This window comes from Psychrobacter sp. H29, from assembly GCF_059073055.1.
Map to the genome: position 1 here is coordinate 1,729,313 of NZ_JCACRY010000001.1, position 14,665 is coordinate 1,743,977.

At 43.7% G+C, this 14,665-nt stretch carries 16 protein-coding genes; 3 read left to right on the forward strand and 13 right to left on the reverse strand.

Going from position 1 to position 14,665, the window contains the following annotated elements:
• Positions 1-72: 72 nt before the first annotated feature.
• The 6 genes from AC5JP1_RS06795 to AC5JP1_RS06820 all read right to left on the reverse strand — a co-directional run bounded on the left by AC5JP1_RS06795 (position 73) and on the right by AC5JP1_RS06820 (position 4,779).
• The gene (locus AC5JP1_RS06795) at positions 73-585 is read right to left on the reverse strand and encodes a GyrI-like domain-containing protein (RefSeq protein ID WP_493843606.1); all 513 of its coding nucleotides are present in this window, start codon (positions 583-585) and stop codon (positions 73-75) included.
• Positions 586-650: 65 nt separating this feature from the next.
• Positions 651-860 (reverse strand): Fe-S cluster assembly protein IscX, encoded by a 210-nt coding sequence (gene iscX, locus AC5JP1_RS06800; RefSeq protein ID WP_201572234.1) that lies wholly within the window; start codon positions 858-860, stop codon positions 651-653.
• Positions 861-1,034: 174 nt separating this feature from the next.
• Positions 1,035-1,571, reverse strand: a complete 537-nt coding sequence (locus AC5JP1_RS06805) for an acyl-CoA thioesterase (RefSeq protein WP_493843607.1) — start codon at positions 1,569-1,571, stop codon at positions 1,035-1,037.
• A gap of 202 nt (positions 1,572-1,773) precedes the next feature.
• Entirely contained in the window at positions 1,774-3,174 is a 1,401-nt protein-coding gene (locus tag AC5JP1_RS06810; protein WP_443526898.1) for an NAD(P)(+) transhydrogenase (Re/Si-specific) subunit beta, read from the reverse strand.
• On the reverse strand, positions 3,171-3,509 hold the full coding sequence (locus AC5JP1_RS06815) for a proton-translocating transhydrogenase family protein (protein WP_319052069.1): 339 nt from the start codon (positions 3,507-3,509) through the stop codon (positions 3,171-3,173). Before AC5JP1_RS06815 ends, AC5JP1_RS06810 begins: the two co-directional genes overlap by 4 nt.
• Positions 3,510-3,624: 115 nt before the next feature.
• Positions 3,625-4,779 carry a Re/Si-specific NAD(P)(+) transhydrogenase subunit alpha gene (locus AC5JP1_RS06820; RefSeq protein ID WP_319052034.1) on the reverse strand — a complete coding sequence of 385 codons (1,155 nt, stop codon included), beginning with the start codon at positions 4,777-4,779 and terminating at the stop codon, positions 3,625-3,627.
• A gap of 479 nt (positions 4,780-5,258) precedes the next feature.
• Between AC5JP1_RS06820 and yaaA the strand changes: the two genes are divergently transcribed.
• Positions 5,259-6,080 carry a peroxide stress protein YaaA gene (gene yaaA / locus AC5JP1_RS06825; protein WP_493843608.1) on the forward strand — a complete coding sequence of 274 codons (822 nt, stop codon included), beginning with the start codon at positions 5,259-5,261 and terminating at the stop codon, positions 6,078-6,080.
• A 115-nt stretch (positions 6,081-6,195) separates the two neighbouring features.
• Here yaaA and AC5JP1_RS06830 read toward each other — a convergent pair whose 3' ends face one another.
• Genes AC5JP1_RS06830 through AC5JP1_RS06840 form a run of 3 tightly spaced genes read right to left on the reverse strand, consistent with a single transcriptional unit; the run spans position 6,196 to position 9,004 of the window.
• On the reverse strand, positions 6,196-6,864 hold the full coding sequence (locus tag AC5JP1_RS06830; protein WP_493843609.1) for a glutathione S-transferase family protein: 669 nt from the start codon (positions 6,862-6,864) through the stop codon (positions 6,196-6,198).
• Between the two features lie 25 nt (positions 6,865-6,889).
• A complete protein-coding gene (locus AC5JP1_RS06835) occupies positions 6,890-8,068 on the reverse strand; it encodes an amino acid aminotransferase (protein ID WP_493843610.1) in 1,179 nt (392 codons plus the stop codon).
• A gap of 18 nt (positions 8,069-8,086) precedes the next feature.
• Entirely contained in the window at positions 8,087-9,004 is a 918-nt protein-coding gene (locus AC5JP1_RS06840; RefSeq protein ID WP_493843611.1) for a DMT family transporter, read from the reverse strand.
• Between the two features lie 147 nt (positions 9,005-9,151).
• Here AC5JP1_RS06840 and AC5JP1_RS06845 point away from each other — a divergent pair, with 147 nt between their 5' ends.
• On the forward strand, positions 9,152-9,607 hold the full coding sequence (locus AC5JP1_RS06845) for an Lrp/AsnC family transcriptional regulator (RefSeq protein WP_319052040.1): 456 nt from the start codon (positions 9,152-9,154) through the stop codon (positions 9,605-9,607).
• Between the two features lie 286 nt (positions 9,608-9,893).
• On the opposite strand, the gene groL is transcribed toward AC5JP1_RS06845, so the two are convergent.
• Both groL and groES read right to left on the reverse strand, forming a co-directional pair.
• Positions 9,894-11,546, reverse strand: coding sequence for a chaperonin GroEL (gene groL / locus AC5JP1_RS06850; protein WP_493843612.1), 1,653 nt, complete (start codon positions 11,544-11,546; stop codon positions 9,894-9,896).
• A gap of 107 nt (positions 11,547-11,653) precedes the next feature.
• Complete coding sequence (gene groES, locus AC5JP1_RS06855; protein WP_058024926.1) at positions 11,654-11,944, reverse strand: co-chaperone GroES; 291 nt, start codon at positions 11,942-11,944, stop codon at positions 11,654-11,656.
• 481 nt (positions 11,945-12,425) lie between these two features.
• On the opposite strand from groES, the gene AC5JP1_RS06860 reads away from it, so the two are divergent.
• Complete coding sequence (locus AC5JP1_RS06860; RefSeq protein ID WP_493844448.1) at positions 12,426-13,181, forward strand: DUF3108 domain-containing protein; 756 nt, start codon at positions 12,426-12,428, stop codon at positions 13,179-13,181.
• Positions 13,182-13,322: 141 nt separating this feature from the next.
• Here AC5JP1_RS06860 and AC5JP1_RS06865 read toward each other — a convergent pair whose 3' ends face one another.
• Together AC5JP1_RS06865 and wrbA are read right to left on the reverse strand one after the other, a co-directional pair.
• Complete coding sequence (locus tag AC5JP1_RS06865; RefSeq protein WP_493843613.1) at positions 13,323-13,775, reverse strand: hypothetical protein; 453 nt, start codon at positions 13,773-13,775, stop codon at positions 13,323-13,325.
• A 128-nt stretch (positions 13,776-13,903) separates the two neighbouring features.
• Positions 13,904-14,521, reverse strand: coding sequence for an NAD(P)H:quinone oxidoreductase (gene wrbA / locus AC5JP1_RS06870; protein WP_493843614.1), 618 nt, complete (start codon positions 14,519-14,521; stop codon positions 13,904-13,906).
• Positions 14,522-14,665: the final 144 nt, after the last annotated feature.

The following is a 14,665-nucleotide window of genomic DNA, read 5'->3' on the forward strand; positions in this document are numbered from 1 at the left end:
ACATCGTATGCGAATGTAGCGCTTTTTTGCGTATTTATATACTAGCTTGCTTTTATAAAGAATATAACAGCCCTACTCAATACCAATATACACATCAACTTGACCGTACTCTAAATTTCCACCGATATAATGCTCAAAATCCACATTAAATGTTCGGGTATGCTCACAGTCTGGCGTATTGAAATATTCCCAAGCACTCTCCCATGCATTCATGACGGTATTAGGCATGTGCCCTTCTTCAGAAAATACCAAGTATTTTCCTGCAGGTATATTTACTTCTACCACATCACTCATGTTAGCCGCAATTTTACTATCTGAGCTGTCTAATTGACCATCTTGCTCGCTGGCAGTTTTCCAGCTGGCAACAACGTCAAACGCCCCTGCTAGATCATCGCTTTCGTAGTTGTGATAGATGCCATAGATATCTTCACCTTCAGGCAGTTCACCCGCATAATTTTGGTAGAACTTTTGCCATAATCTGCCCAGTTTGGCAGTATCATGGCTAATCTCAGCGTTATTAGTGGTACGCACGCTGATACCGCTACACGCTATCGCTTCTGGTAGCTCTTTAATTTGTGATGTCATGATGCGGCCCTTTATATCTGTTGGTTTAATTTCTTATTTATAGTTATGCTTACAGACTAAGTCGATTAGTCTGCTTCATCGATCCAGTTCATTTGAATGGCTTCTAAGATGCCTTCATTTGAGCGTTGTGGATCATCATCGAAGCCTTCAAGCTCAGTCACCCAGCGGTGCAAATCAGTAAAGCGTATGTACTGCGGATCAGTCTCAGGAAACTTTTCATATAGCTCAATTGCGATATCTAAGCTGTCTGTCCATTTTAATTTTTGCGGGATCATAACGGTACCTTATTCTTTGAGAGTTTTGAAATAATTATTTTAAACATAGTACAGTCGCCTTGATATCGACGACTTGATGGGCTCTATCCTACCAAAATTTATCAAATGATTATAGCCAAGTTGCTTTGCGACACTGTTTTCGGGGCGGTTTCTTGGTACTGTTTTTGGTGTCCTTTATGCTGACTTGGCTGATTTGACAGCGACTTGGTGCTCGTTCCATGTGTTAATGGTATCCGTCAACTGCTCACCTGTCATATCTAGCACTTCTGGCGTACGCATGCCGGTATCATCGGTGAATACAAATTTAGTCATACCAACGCCCATCAACTGGTTTTTTACAAAAAAGCGATGCTCGAAATAGACGTACTTATGATCCCAGCCTGCAACTGCACTGCTCAGCGTCATCTTGTCCAAAAATTTAATTTGTTTGAGATAAATCATCTCCTGCATGGCAATGACCCAGTTTAGAGGTTTGATGTCTTTTTGATGACAGCATGCCTTTACCCAACGTGTCACGTTTAGTTCAATAAACGACAGATAACGATAATTGGGTAGATGATCACGGAAACCCATGTCATGAGGCAATACGCGATAATGACGGACGGTCGGCGCGGTCAATGTCTCTAAGCTAATTGTTTCGCTCGTCGGTTGATGCTTGAGCTGTTGTTTGAGCAGACTGACCATAATAAAAAAACGCAGTAACATATTCATAAATCTTTCTCTTATTTCATTGTATTTATAATTGCTGATGATAGGCATTGACACCAGCTTATAACCCCGCCATAAACGCAGGCCACTTTAACGCAAAAAAAGCCACCTGAGTGACTTTCTTTGTTTGGCTTTATTTTGCTTTGTTTGGCTTTATCTAAAAACTTATGGGTAAATGCTTATGATCAAACACATGCCTTAGCGATTAGTGACCACCACCATTGATACTACGTACCATCTCTTCTACCATTTTCTTGGCATCGCCAAAGATCATCATGGTTTTGTCCATATAGAACAAGCTATTATCCAGACCGGCGTAACCCGTACTCATTGAGCGTTTGATAACCATGACCGTTTGGGCTTTGCTGGCTTCTAGAATAGGCATACCAAAAATAGGCGACGTCGGATCATCTTTTGCAGATGGGTTTACAACATCGTTTGCACCGATAACTAGGACCACGTCTGTGCTCGCGAAGTCTGAGTTGATCTCATCCATCTCTAGAATATCATCATAAGGCACGTCAGCTTCTGCCAATAGTACGTTCATATGACCTGGCATACGACCAGCGACAGGATGAATCGCAAAACGAACATTGACGCCTTCTTCTTTTAATAGCTCGTATAGCTCTTTTACTGCATTCTGTGCACGGCCCTGTGCCATACCATAACCCGGTACGATAACCACGTTGCTGGCATTAGACATAAGGAACCCTGCGTCTTCTGCTGATCCTGCTTTGTAGTTTTTGGGTGCACCATCATCACCACCTGCGGCAACAGCGCCTGTACCCATACCACCGAACAACACATTGAGTAATGAGCGGTTCATGGCTTTACACATGATGTAAGACAAAATCGCACCTGATGAACCGACCAGCGAACCTGCGATGATCAACATTGAGTTGCCAAGGGTAAAACCAATACCCGCTGCCGCCCAACCAGAAAACGAGTTCAATAGTGATACCACCACTGGCATATCACCGCCACCGATTGGCGCAATCCACATCCAACCAAAGATAACCGCAATCACTGCCATTGTATAAAACGCTGGTAATGAGTCTGTGACGAAATATACGCCACCAAAACCAATCATAGCAATAAACAATAGCGCTTGAACGGGTTTTACCCAGCCGCCGACCAGTGTCTTAGCCCAGCTTTTCGCTGCCAGTTTACCAAAGGCAAAAACAGACGCTGAGAATGTGATCGCACCAATAAAGCAACCGATAAATAGCTCAACACGGGCCACCGCGCCATGCTGCTGCTCAGTATGTAATACTGTGGCGAGAGCAATCGCTACCGCTGCCAAACCGACGAATGAATGCATCAACGCAACGGTTTCTGGCATCTGTGTCATCGCGACTGTTTTCGCTTTCCACATACCAACGAGGGCGCCTAAAATCATTGCCCCGATAATGAGCCAAAGAACAGGACCTTCTGCTAAAAAGAACGTCGTCACAACAGCGATAGCCATTGCTGCCATACCGAAACGATTACCACGGATAGCGGTTTTTGGGCTAGATAGACCACGTAGCGTTAATACAAAGAGAATGGCACCAACTAGGTAGAACCAATCAGCATTTGCCGCAATCATTGTTGAGAAATCATTCATGCGTCACCTCCAACATCAGTGGTTGCTACTGGTGCTTTTTTTACTTTGGGTTTAAACATTGCAAGCATACGCTCAGTCACGGCAAAGCCACCAAAAATATTAATACTGGCCAAAAATACAGCAAAGGCACCAAGCAAACTGGTTGGTGTGAACATCGAGCCGTCAATATGAACGGTCTGCAGCATCGCACCTACGATGACAATACTTGATAATGCATTGGTTACCGCCATCAAGGGCGTATGCAATGCAGGGGTAACGCCCCAAACGACGTAATATCCGACAAAAATAGCGAGTACAAATACGGTGAAAATCGCTACAAATGGTGTGCTACTCATGGCCGCACCAGCTGGCGCTGCAGCTAAAATAGTGGCAATCATCTTATCCTCCTAAAAATTTATTCATTACTGGCAAATGTATAGTGACAAAACATATCGTGATAGGCAGTCGAACCTAGCGCTTGGCTAGTCGTACCTGACTGTCATGTGTCACTGCCAGTGCGCCCTGAATTTCGTCTTCCATGTCTAAGTTAAGCGACAGATCGTTTGCTGGCGCGTCATCGCTAGCAGGCTTGATCAACGTCGTGATAAAGTTGACAAGGTTATTGGCATATAGATCTGATGACTGCGCTGCAAGCATCGATGGGATGTTGGCAGCACCAACAATACGTACGCCGTTATCTGTGGTGACGGTCTCGTTAGGTAGACTGCCTTCGACGTTACCACCAGTACCAGCAGCCATATCGATCAGGACTGAGCCTGCCTTCATTTTGGCAAGCGTTGTCCCGTGCACTAAACGCGGTGCTTGACGACCAGGAATCTGCGCGGTTGTGATGACGATGTCAGCATTGCTGAGTGCTTTATCAACGACAGCGGCTTGATCTTTGATGTATTGCTCTGATGGGGTCCACGCATAGCCGCCTGTTGCTTTGGCTTTTTGCGCTTCGTCTTCACTCATTGGTACATCAAGCCATTTTCCGCCAAGTGATTCGACCTGCTCTTTTGCCGCAGGACGCAAATCGCTGGCTTCTACGACGGCACCCAAACGTTTTGCGGTGGCGATCGCCTGTAGGCCCGCAACACCAACGCCCAAGATAACCACTTTGGCTGGCTTGACCGTACCCGCTGAGGTCATAAACATTGGAAATGGACGAGAGTATTCATTGGCTGCTAGCAGCACTGCTTTGTAGCCGGCGAGGTTGGCCTGTGATGACAAGACGTCCATGTTTTGGGCACGTGAAAGCGTACGTGGCAACAATTCCATAGCAAAAGCGGTTGTGCCTTTGGATGCATAGGTATCAAGCTGAGTATTGCGATAAGGATCCAACATGCCAATGACGATCTGACCCGATGATAGGCTTTGGGTAGCCTCCGTCGTCAAGTCATTAACGGTGGTAATAATTTGAGACTGGGTAATGACCTCGGTGCTGCTATTGGCAATATCGGCACCAGCAGCCTGATACATGTCGTCAGCATAGTATGCTGCTTGACCGGCACCTGACTGTATGACGACCTCAAACCCAAGTTTACGCAATTTTTTGACCGCGTCTGGGGTTAGTGCGACACGGCTTTCGCTCGCGATATCTGCACTGATTACACCGATTTTCATATCGTCTCCTTACTTATATATAATGACTTACCCTTAATACCCTCAACGCATTTTCAAAAAGCACAGGGGACAAAAAACCCTTATTCTATGACTTATTTACTATCAAGAATAAAGACTATCAATTTAATAAATGATGGATTGTTTACCATCATGTCTTTTTATTATAGAGACAACACCCAACAGTTTTCATTGTCTAATGATGACCCACAAGTAAAATAAAAATTTTGGGATTTATACCATTGGCATACTTTTTGTTGTTATATTGAACTTATTATTTTTTTTAGAATCCTTTAGACCTTGTACTATATGGCTTGCCATCGCTAGTGAGCCGACTTTGCACATGCTCATAACCTGATAGATAACATCAAGAAAACATAAAAAACCAAGGCTAAGTCAAGTTAGACTTCCACGTATCGTATAATAAGAAGGCTTGACACCCAGAGCGGTTGGTCATCGAATCACTATAATAAGGAATAATCATGTATTTTTTACTCTCCCCTGCCAAATCTTTGAATGAGACAGACGATATACCTGTGAATCTCGGTAACTACTATGGTCAGCCAGAGCTTATCGAGCACTCTCAGTCATTAATGAAAATACTAAAGTCAAAAGAGCCCGTTGATTTACAAGAATTGATGAGTATCTCTGACGATCTTGCCCAGCTCAATGCGGCGCGTAATCAGCGATGGAGCTGGAGCAAAGACAAGCCATTTACTGATGACAGCACTGACGACGCTAACAATGCAGCCAAGCCTGCAGGGTATTTATTCGACGGCGATGTCTATACTGGTCTTGATATGTATCATATGGATAAAGATACCGCCATCTATGTCAATGAGCATCTGGGGATTTTGTCTGGGTTATACGGTATGTTAAAGCCACTGGATCTTATCCAGCCTTATCGCTTGGAGATGGGTACCAAGCTTAAAAACGAACGTGGTGATAATCTATATGATTTTTGGGGCGAGGAAGTGACTGACGTTATCAATACTCGTATGGCAGATAGCGATGATCAGGTTTTGATCAATCTGGCGTCGAACGAATATTTTAAAGCAGTAAAAAAGAAAGCGCTGAATGCGGACATCATCACGCCACGATTTGAAGACGAGAAAAATGGTCAATACAAGGTCATTAGCTTTTATGCCAAAAAGGCACGCGGCTTGATGGTCAAGTACGCCGCAGACAATAAGCTCACTACTGCTGAGCAGCTAAAGCAGTTTGATTTGGCAGGTTATTACTATTGTGAAGAAGCGTCCGATAATAAGACGTGGACGTTCAGAAGAGATGCGGCGGATCAGTAACTTGATATAAAAATATATTTGCTGCAATCACTAGAAGTCACTAAAAGCATTCGTTCAGTGCTTCTAGTGACTTTATCAAATATCTTTTAATTGAATGTGTAAACATATGAACGGATTACAACAATCCTTCTTGTGCCATCATTTCCTGTACCGAGGCGCGGTTTAGCATGGCTTGATAGTGTGCATTTAGGTGTGTCCAGTCTTGTGCTCGACTTATATATCGCTGACTCCAGTGAGCAACCATAAATAAATGAAAATCAGCCCCACTTAGTTTATCACCCAACAACCATGGACCGTTATTAGCTAACTCCTTTTCAACAATATCCCAGCAGTGGGTTAGCGTGTCATTTGCGTTATCTTTTACTTGCTGCAAATTGTGCTCGCCACTGATGTACTGCTCAGGATGTGCCCAGCGATTAGCGGCTTCTTGTAGTGTAGAAGACATCCAAAATAAATACTGGTAATAGACACCGCGCCTAGCCGATCCTGTGTCAGGTGCTAGCCCAGACTCGGGATGTTGATCTAACACATACATCAAAATTGCCGCAGACTCATAAATAACCTGCCTCTGATGCACTAACGTAGGTACTTTACCATTTGGATTGATGGCTAGATACTCAGCTGATTTTTGCATGTTTTTAGACAGGTCTATTTCTATCATCTCATAAGACGCGCCTAGCTCTTCAAAGACAGCATGGGTCGCCATGTTAGCGCCGCCCTTATCCCAATATAAAGTATAAATAGTCGTGTCCTTCTTGCTGTAGCGATTATCGAATAAAACCATTGTACTAAGTTATAAAAATTATGCTCTAACGTGAAATAATCGACATGATAGCATCAGCCAATTGAGGAATTTCCGTCATTTTCAAACCGGCAATATTAATTCTCCCATTTGGCATGCCGTAAATCGCGAACTCATCTTGCAATACGAGCATTTGACTCTCTGTTAGCGGTAGTAGAGAAAACATACCTTTTTGATGCGAGATGTCCAAAAACTCTACAGGTGCATTCCTATCCTTCAAAGCTGCGCCTAACGCTTGGCGAATAGTATCGACCCTATCACGGTAGCTTGCCAGCTCGACTAGCCAAGCATCTGGGCTGTCTAACAAATGAGAAGCCACTGCGGCACCGTGATTAGGCGGCATAGAGTAATTGGCACGTGTAATGGTTTCTAAAAGTGTCTGTATGTCTGCGTGACGCTCATGGTGCGTCGTTACCACCGAGGCAATACCTGTACGCTCGTTGTATAGTCCCATGTTTTTTGAACAGCTGGCAGCGATAAATGCAAAATCAGCGTCTTTGATCATTAAACGAAGTCCTGCAGCATCGCTATCAGGATCATCTCCAAAACCTTGATATGCCATATCAATAAACGGGACAATATTTTTCTGTTTGCACTTATCAGAAAACAGTTGCCACTGCTCTAAAGAAGGATCTATACCCGTAGGATTGTGGCAGCACGCATGCAATAGCAGCACGTCTCCTTCTTTTGCTTTTTCTAGCGCGGTAAAACACGCATCAATGTCTAACTGACCATTTTTATTTTGCCACGGATACGTCTCAACCGTTAACCCAGCACCTTCCATCAGCGGACGATGATTGATATAGCCTGGGTCACTGATCCAAACGGTCGAATCTGGAGCAAGCGTGGCGATCAAGTCAGCAATGAGTCGTAGCGCCCCTGATGCCCCAACCGTCTGAATCGTGCATTGGTTTTTTAGACTTGGACTCTCACCCAGCACAAATTTTGCCATTTGCTGGTTAAAATTAGCGTTACCCGATAACATGCCATAAGCCTTTGAATTGGCTTGGTGCGCAAGATGTATTTCTGCGTCTTGCACGGTTTTCATCACAGGCGTATTACCATGCTCGTCTCGGTAGACACCAACCAATAGATCTATTTTATGTTTGCGTTGGTCAGCGCGAAACCTACCTAACAATGCCCACAATGGATCACCATTGATGATAGGCATATTGTTTAACATCATGATACTTCCTTAATTAATTTATTTTGCTCGATTAGACAAGATGACACCAATAGTACTGAGTACGATGCCGCCTATCATGATGACTGATAGAGACTCGTTCAGTATCAGCGCAGCGAGTATAGCGGTTAGTCCTGGAGACAAAGAGCCAAGTAATAACGTACGAATAGAGCCCAATTGTTTGACAGCATAAGAGAATGCAATAGTTGATACTACTCCTACACCAAGGCCTTGTACTAGGATAAATGGAAGCGCATCATCAAAAGATACAGACCCTATATTGGTCTCCACAATACCCGATAGAACCATTATTAATGTTAGAAAAAAAGAGGTATAAGAGAGCACGATAGCGATAGCTATTGGACTCAATTTGGTGCTTTTTAACCCTAAGGTAAAACCTGCCCAAATCAAGCTTGCCGTTAATAATAACCCCACGCCGTACAGCAGACTATTTGGTATTGCCTGTGCGTGTCCGCCAATCATAGTAGCGATACCAAAGAGAATAAGCATTAATGCGGTAAATTTCCGTAATGATATTCTTTGACGATAAAAAACAAAAGACAATAATGCGGCAAAGAAGACTGGCGTACCTGTCAAAATAGTACCCATGTAAGCTGCTGGCACCGTGCTGGCACCAAAAGCCGCCAACAAAAGAAAAGGCACGCCGCCAAGTAAAATAAATATGATATCTGGCAGTCTTATGTTTTTGATTTCATGCCAACTAGAGAGTACCCAAGGAGTCAATAAGACCAGCGGTACACTAAAGCGAATAAGCATGACATCGGCAATGCTCAGCGGCGATGCCCCAACCGCTCGCACAGTCAACGCAAATCCTGACCAAATCAATAATACGACGCTCATAGCCACATAGCCTTTGGTTAATGGCGACATAATGAACAAAGGATTTTTGCGCGAGGAGGGGTGAAATATCGTATTCATAGTCGTGTCTTATACTGGTATACAAAGACCAATTATCGATTAAAATACGCGCTTTTATCTCTATTTATTCATTGCAATTTTGCAAATATTTGGTGGATAATGCCAATTAAATCAAAATTATTGGCTTAAAGAACCAAAGGGTAAATTATGGACAAAATCGACCGTCATATTTTGGAAGTGCTCCAAAAAGAAGCACGCTTATCTACGGCGGAACTGTCCGAACGTGTAGGGCTGTCGCCGTCTCCTTGTGCACGGCGTTTAAAGCGTCTAGAGGACGAAGGTTATATAGAGAACTATCAAGCAAACATAAATAAAGCCAAAGCGGGCATTATGATGAGTTTCTTTGTGGAGGTCAGTCTCAACAACCACCAAGAAGACTCTATTGCAGCTTTTGAGCAAGCCCTATCCAATATGGACGAGGTCATTAACGGACATGTGGTATCGGGTTCTTATGATTATTTATTGGAAGTAGTTAGCCCCAATCTCGATGGTTATGAGCGCTTCACACGCAAGCTAAATAAGCTTGCTAGCGTAAAAGACATACATACTCATCTATCGGTAAGAAAGGTAATTAAGAAAACGACTTTACCTATTTTTGTGTGAGATTTTTAATAATAATGAGCAATGTCGAGCACGGCCTTCACATACGTTAAGTCTATTAAGATAAGTACAAATACCTAGTTAATTTTAATTATTACATTATTTTATTATCGAGCATAAAAAAGCCCTGCTATCTTTCGATAACAGAGCTTTTGATAGTCAAACAGACTTTATGACAAAATCATACTTTTAGCGAAAAGTGGTTTGTCGAGGAAGACGAGCGAAAATAGTACTTATTGTACATTGAGCAAGTCTGACAAAGACAAACCGCTTTGCAGCAGAAGTAGAATTACATCATACCGCCCATTCCACCCATACCGCCCATTCCACCAGCACCGCCGCCCATAGCAGCCATACCGTCATCGCTCTGCGGTAAATCAGTAATCATGGCTTCAGTAGTAAGCATAAGACCAGCAACAGACGCCGCGTTCTCTAGTGCTGAACGAGATACTTTGGCTGGATCAAGGATACCCATCTCAAGCATATCACCGTATTCACCAGAGGCAGCATTGTAGCCGTAGTTACCAGTGCCATTTTTTACTGCATTTACGACAACTGATGCTTCTTCGCCAGCGTTGGTGACGATTTGACGTAATGGTGCTTCCATCGCGCGGCGTAGGATATTGATACCAGCATCTTGGTCATCGTTGTCGCCTTTTAGCTCAGACAAGGCATTCATCGCACGAACTAATGCAACACCGCCGCCAGGTACAACGCCCTCTTCAACCGCAGCACGAGTGGCATGTAGTGCATCGTCAACACGGTCTTTCTTCTCTTTCATTTCGGTTTCAGTTGCTGCACCGACTTTGATTACTGCTACGCCGCCTGCTAGTTTAGCAACACGCTCTTGTAGCTTTTCTTTATCATAATCAGAAGTAGATTCAGCGATCTGACGGTTGATAGACTCAACACGGTTTTCGATATCAGCTTTGTTGCCAGCGCCATCAACAATCACAGTGTTTTCTTTGCCAACAGTGACTTTTTTCGCAGTACCAAGCTGCTCAAGCGTCGCAGTCTCTAAGCTCAAACCAATCTCTTCAGAGATTACCGTACCGCCCGTTAGCGTTGCGATGTCTTCTAGCATGGCTTTACGACGATCGCCAAAACCTGGTGCTTTAACAGCACAAGTTTTCAAACCGCCACGCATGTTGTTTACAACTAGGGTTGCCAATGCTTCGTTTTCTACGTCTTCAGCAATGATAAGCAATGGCTTGCTTTGCTGCATGACTTGCTCAAGTAATGGCACGATTTCACGAATGTTGCTGATTTTTTTATCAACCAATAGGATATATGGGTTTTCAAATTCAGCAGTTAGGCTGTCTTGCTTATTGGCAAAGTACGGGCTGATATAACCACGGTCAAACTGCATACCTTCGACAACTTCTAGGGTATCTTCAAAGCTTGAACCTTCTTCAACAGTGATAACGCCTTGCTTACCCACTTTTTGCATCGCTTGCGAGATCAGCTCACCGATTTTGGTGTCTGAGTTAGCAGAGATAGACCCTACTTGCGCGATAGCTTTTTCGTCATCAGCAGGCGTTGATAAGTTATGGATTTCTTGCACTGCAGCACGAACAGCTTTATCAATACCGCGCTTTAGATCCATTGGGTTCATGCCAGCAGCCACTGACTTCATGCCTTCTTGCAAGATTGACTGAGCCAATACTGTTGCAGTCGTTGTACCATCACCAGCCACGTCGTTTGTGCGGCTAGCCACTTCACGAACGAGCTGTGCGCCCATGTTTTCGAATTTGTTTTCAAGCTCGATTTCTTTGGCAACCGACACACCATCTTTTGTGATGGTAGGTGCGCCAAATGATTTGTCGATAACGACGTTACGACCTTTAGGGCCTAGAGTGACACGTACTGCATTTGCTAGAACGTTTACGCCGTCCATCATTTGTTTACGGGCATCAATGCCGAATTTTACGTCTTTTGCCATGTTAAGTTACTCCACTATTATAAGTATGAGAATACAATGAGATGATTTATTCTTATCGAGAGTCGATATTAGATATGTGCTGAATGTGAAACCACACTCAAAGGGAATTAACCTTCCAGCACACCCAATACATCAGACTCTTTCATGATCAATAGTTCTTCGCCGTCAACTTTTACCGTTTGACCAGCATACTGACCGAACAATACTTTGTCGCCAGCTTTTACGTCTAACGCACGAGTTTCGCCGTTGTCACGAACTTGACCATTACCAACAGCAATCACTTCACCTTGTGAAGGCTTTTCTTGTGCAGAACCAGGAAGTAAGATACCACCCGCAGTTTTTGTCTCTTCTTCTATGCGGCGGACGACGATACGGTCATGTAAAGGACGAATGTTCATCGATATGACTCCAAAAATTAGTTGTTTGAATAAAGGGTTTATTTGAATTAATAGTCTCAATACCAGTATCTATAAGAGTCGCCATTCAATAACAGCAATCTAAAGATACGCTTTGAGCTTGTAACAAAAAGTGGGGGCAAGATAGGTTGGCTTCAAGTGTAAAGCCCAAAAATTTACAAGATTATTCTGCTGATTGTTAATGGCACTCAAGAGAAATGGAGCCTAGTATAGACCATGTGTTTTATTTATCCTCTATTGCTGGCTTTACAGCACGTTACGCCTTATCAAATTATTCCTGTCTACAGCAACATTCGCTACAAGCACTACACGCTTCAGTCGACTGTAACTCTTGAAAATGTAACAGAGTATGACCATTATAAGCGGTGTGAGCATAATAAGAATGATCGATAAATGCTGCTATATCAGCATCATATTAGTTCAGTAATATATGACTAAAGAGGTATCTATGAGTTTGACATCAATGCACAAAAAATCACTGCACAACGAGTCTAATAGTACGAAACGCAAACCATCTACGTTTGTATCTGCCTTAATGACAGGTATCAGTATTTCTACCATTGGAGCCTTAAGTATGACCGCACCCACGCTTGCCATCGCAAAGACCGTTCAGCCATCGACTGCCGATTATAGCTTTACGGTTGAAGACAAATACAAAGGATCTGCGACTCGCACGCTAAGCAAGTCCGGTAGCACGTGGAAATACAACGTAAAAGCACGCGTCGCTGGGGTGGCTAGTGCTTCGCAAAACAGTACCTTTACGATCAATGGTAATAACGTCAGTCCTACGCAGGCGAGCACTACTTATAAGCTACTAGGTCTTGGTCGCACGCATAAGCTGGACTTCAATCCAAGTGCCAAAAAAGTCACTAGCAACTATAAAGGCAAAACCACGACCATGAATATGTCGCAGCAAGCCTTTGACGACCTAAGCCTTGAGGTACAGATTCGCCAAGACCTATTAAATGGTAAGTTCTCTGGTAATTACTACATGGCAAAGAAAAATAAAGTTGAAAAGACACCATTCAAAAAATCAGGCAATACCAAGATTACCGTACCAGCTGGAACGTTTGATACCGTGCGTGTCGACCGTGTCCATGATGACGACAGTCGTTCTACCAGTTTTTGGTTGGCCCCCAGCTTAGACTATTTGCCTATCAAGGTAAGCCAAATCAATGACGGTAAAAAAATGGATTTAGAATTGACTAAGGTCAACTAATACCAGTAGGCACAATAATTGATTGATCATACTAAAAAAGCGGCGTCCTATTTGGGACGCCGCTTTTTTGTATTCTGAGTTTTTATATTACTATTAAGCGCTATTAGGATTACGCATCGTCTGTTGGATAATATAAAAATGTTAGCGAGCACGCGGCTGCTTGACGACATTATTCATTGACGGTAGACGTTTTAGCAAAATGAACAACCAGACATTAGTAGCGAGTAACAGCACAAAGTCGCTCAAATATACGGCTATCTCAGACCAGCTACTGCCGTATATACGAGTGAACAGCACCACCCCACTTGCGCCCAGATAGACAAGCGTAAACATACTGCCTATCAATAGAGCATAAGGCGAGCGCCCACGCAGTATCCATGGTGTCAAGATAAATGCGGGCACAAGCCATAACGCTTGCCAAGCAATACCGCCAATGATGTCAGGACTACTTGGATTGAACACACTGATAAAGACAGGTAATCCAATCATTCTATAAACAAGCCATATCAACCAAGTAACCGTCAAGCGTTTTGCAATAGGTGCGATAGGCTTGGCAGCTTTTAGGGTCTTACTGTCAGAACGGTTTGTGGCCATTAGAGGTATGTATTTCCTAGATTAATATTTGGCTATCAGCGCCTAACAACAAGTCGCTAATCATGCAATTCCTGTATATGCGCTGCATGACGATAAATAAGTGACAATACAAACTATAAAAGAGTCGGTTAACGACCCCAGTTCGCTTGTGCTAGAGCCGTCGCTGTAATTGCCAAACGGTGACCCTGTGCAACCCCTAGCTCACGCTCATCAGCCGATATTGGCTGATCATGAGAGGCGCCGCTGACATGACTGGCACCATAAGGCGTACCACCGCGATCAGTACGATTTAGGGCAGGCTCAGCATAAGGGACGCCCACAATCATCATACCGTGATGCATCAATGGTAACATCATTGTCAGCAATGTGGTCTCTTGACCACCATGCATAGAGCCTGTCGCGGTAAATACGGACGCTGGCTTATTTTGCAGATTTCCTGCTAGCCAAAGCGTTACAGTATTGTCCCAAAAGTATTTCATGGGCGCTGCCATATTACCAAAATGCGTTGGGCTACCGAGTGCCAAACCGCTACAGTCTTTTAGGTCATCCATCGTACAGTATAGGTCGCCTTCATCAGGTATTGCAGGCTTGCTCGACGTCGTCTCAAGCGCAACTGTCGGTACGGTGCGGATACGAGCAGTCATGCCAGCATCCTCGATCCCTTGAGCGATAGCATATGCCAATGTCTTCGTCGTGCCATAGTTAGAATAATAGAGCACCAAAACATAAGGGGCGGTCTGACTCATTGGCAACACTTCCTTATAAAATTATCAACGTTATCACTTATAACCACTGTCAGTAGTTTGATACTACCGAAACGTCTGTGTTATAGCATTGTAGGATATGGGCACATTATGCCCGAGTCATTCACTGACAGCAAACAACCCTAG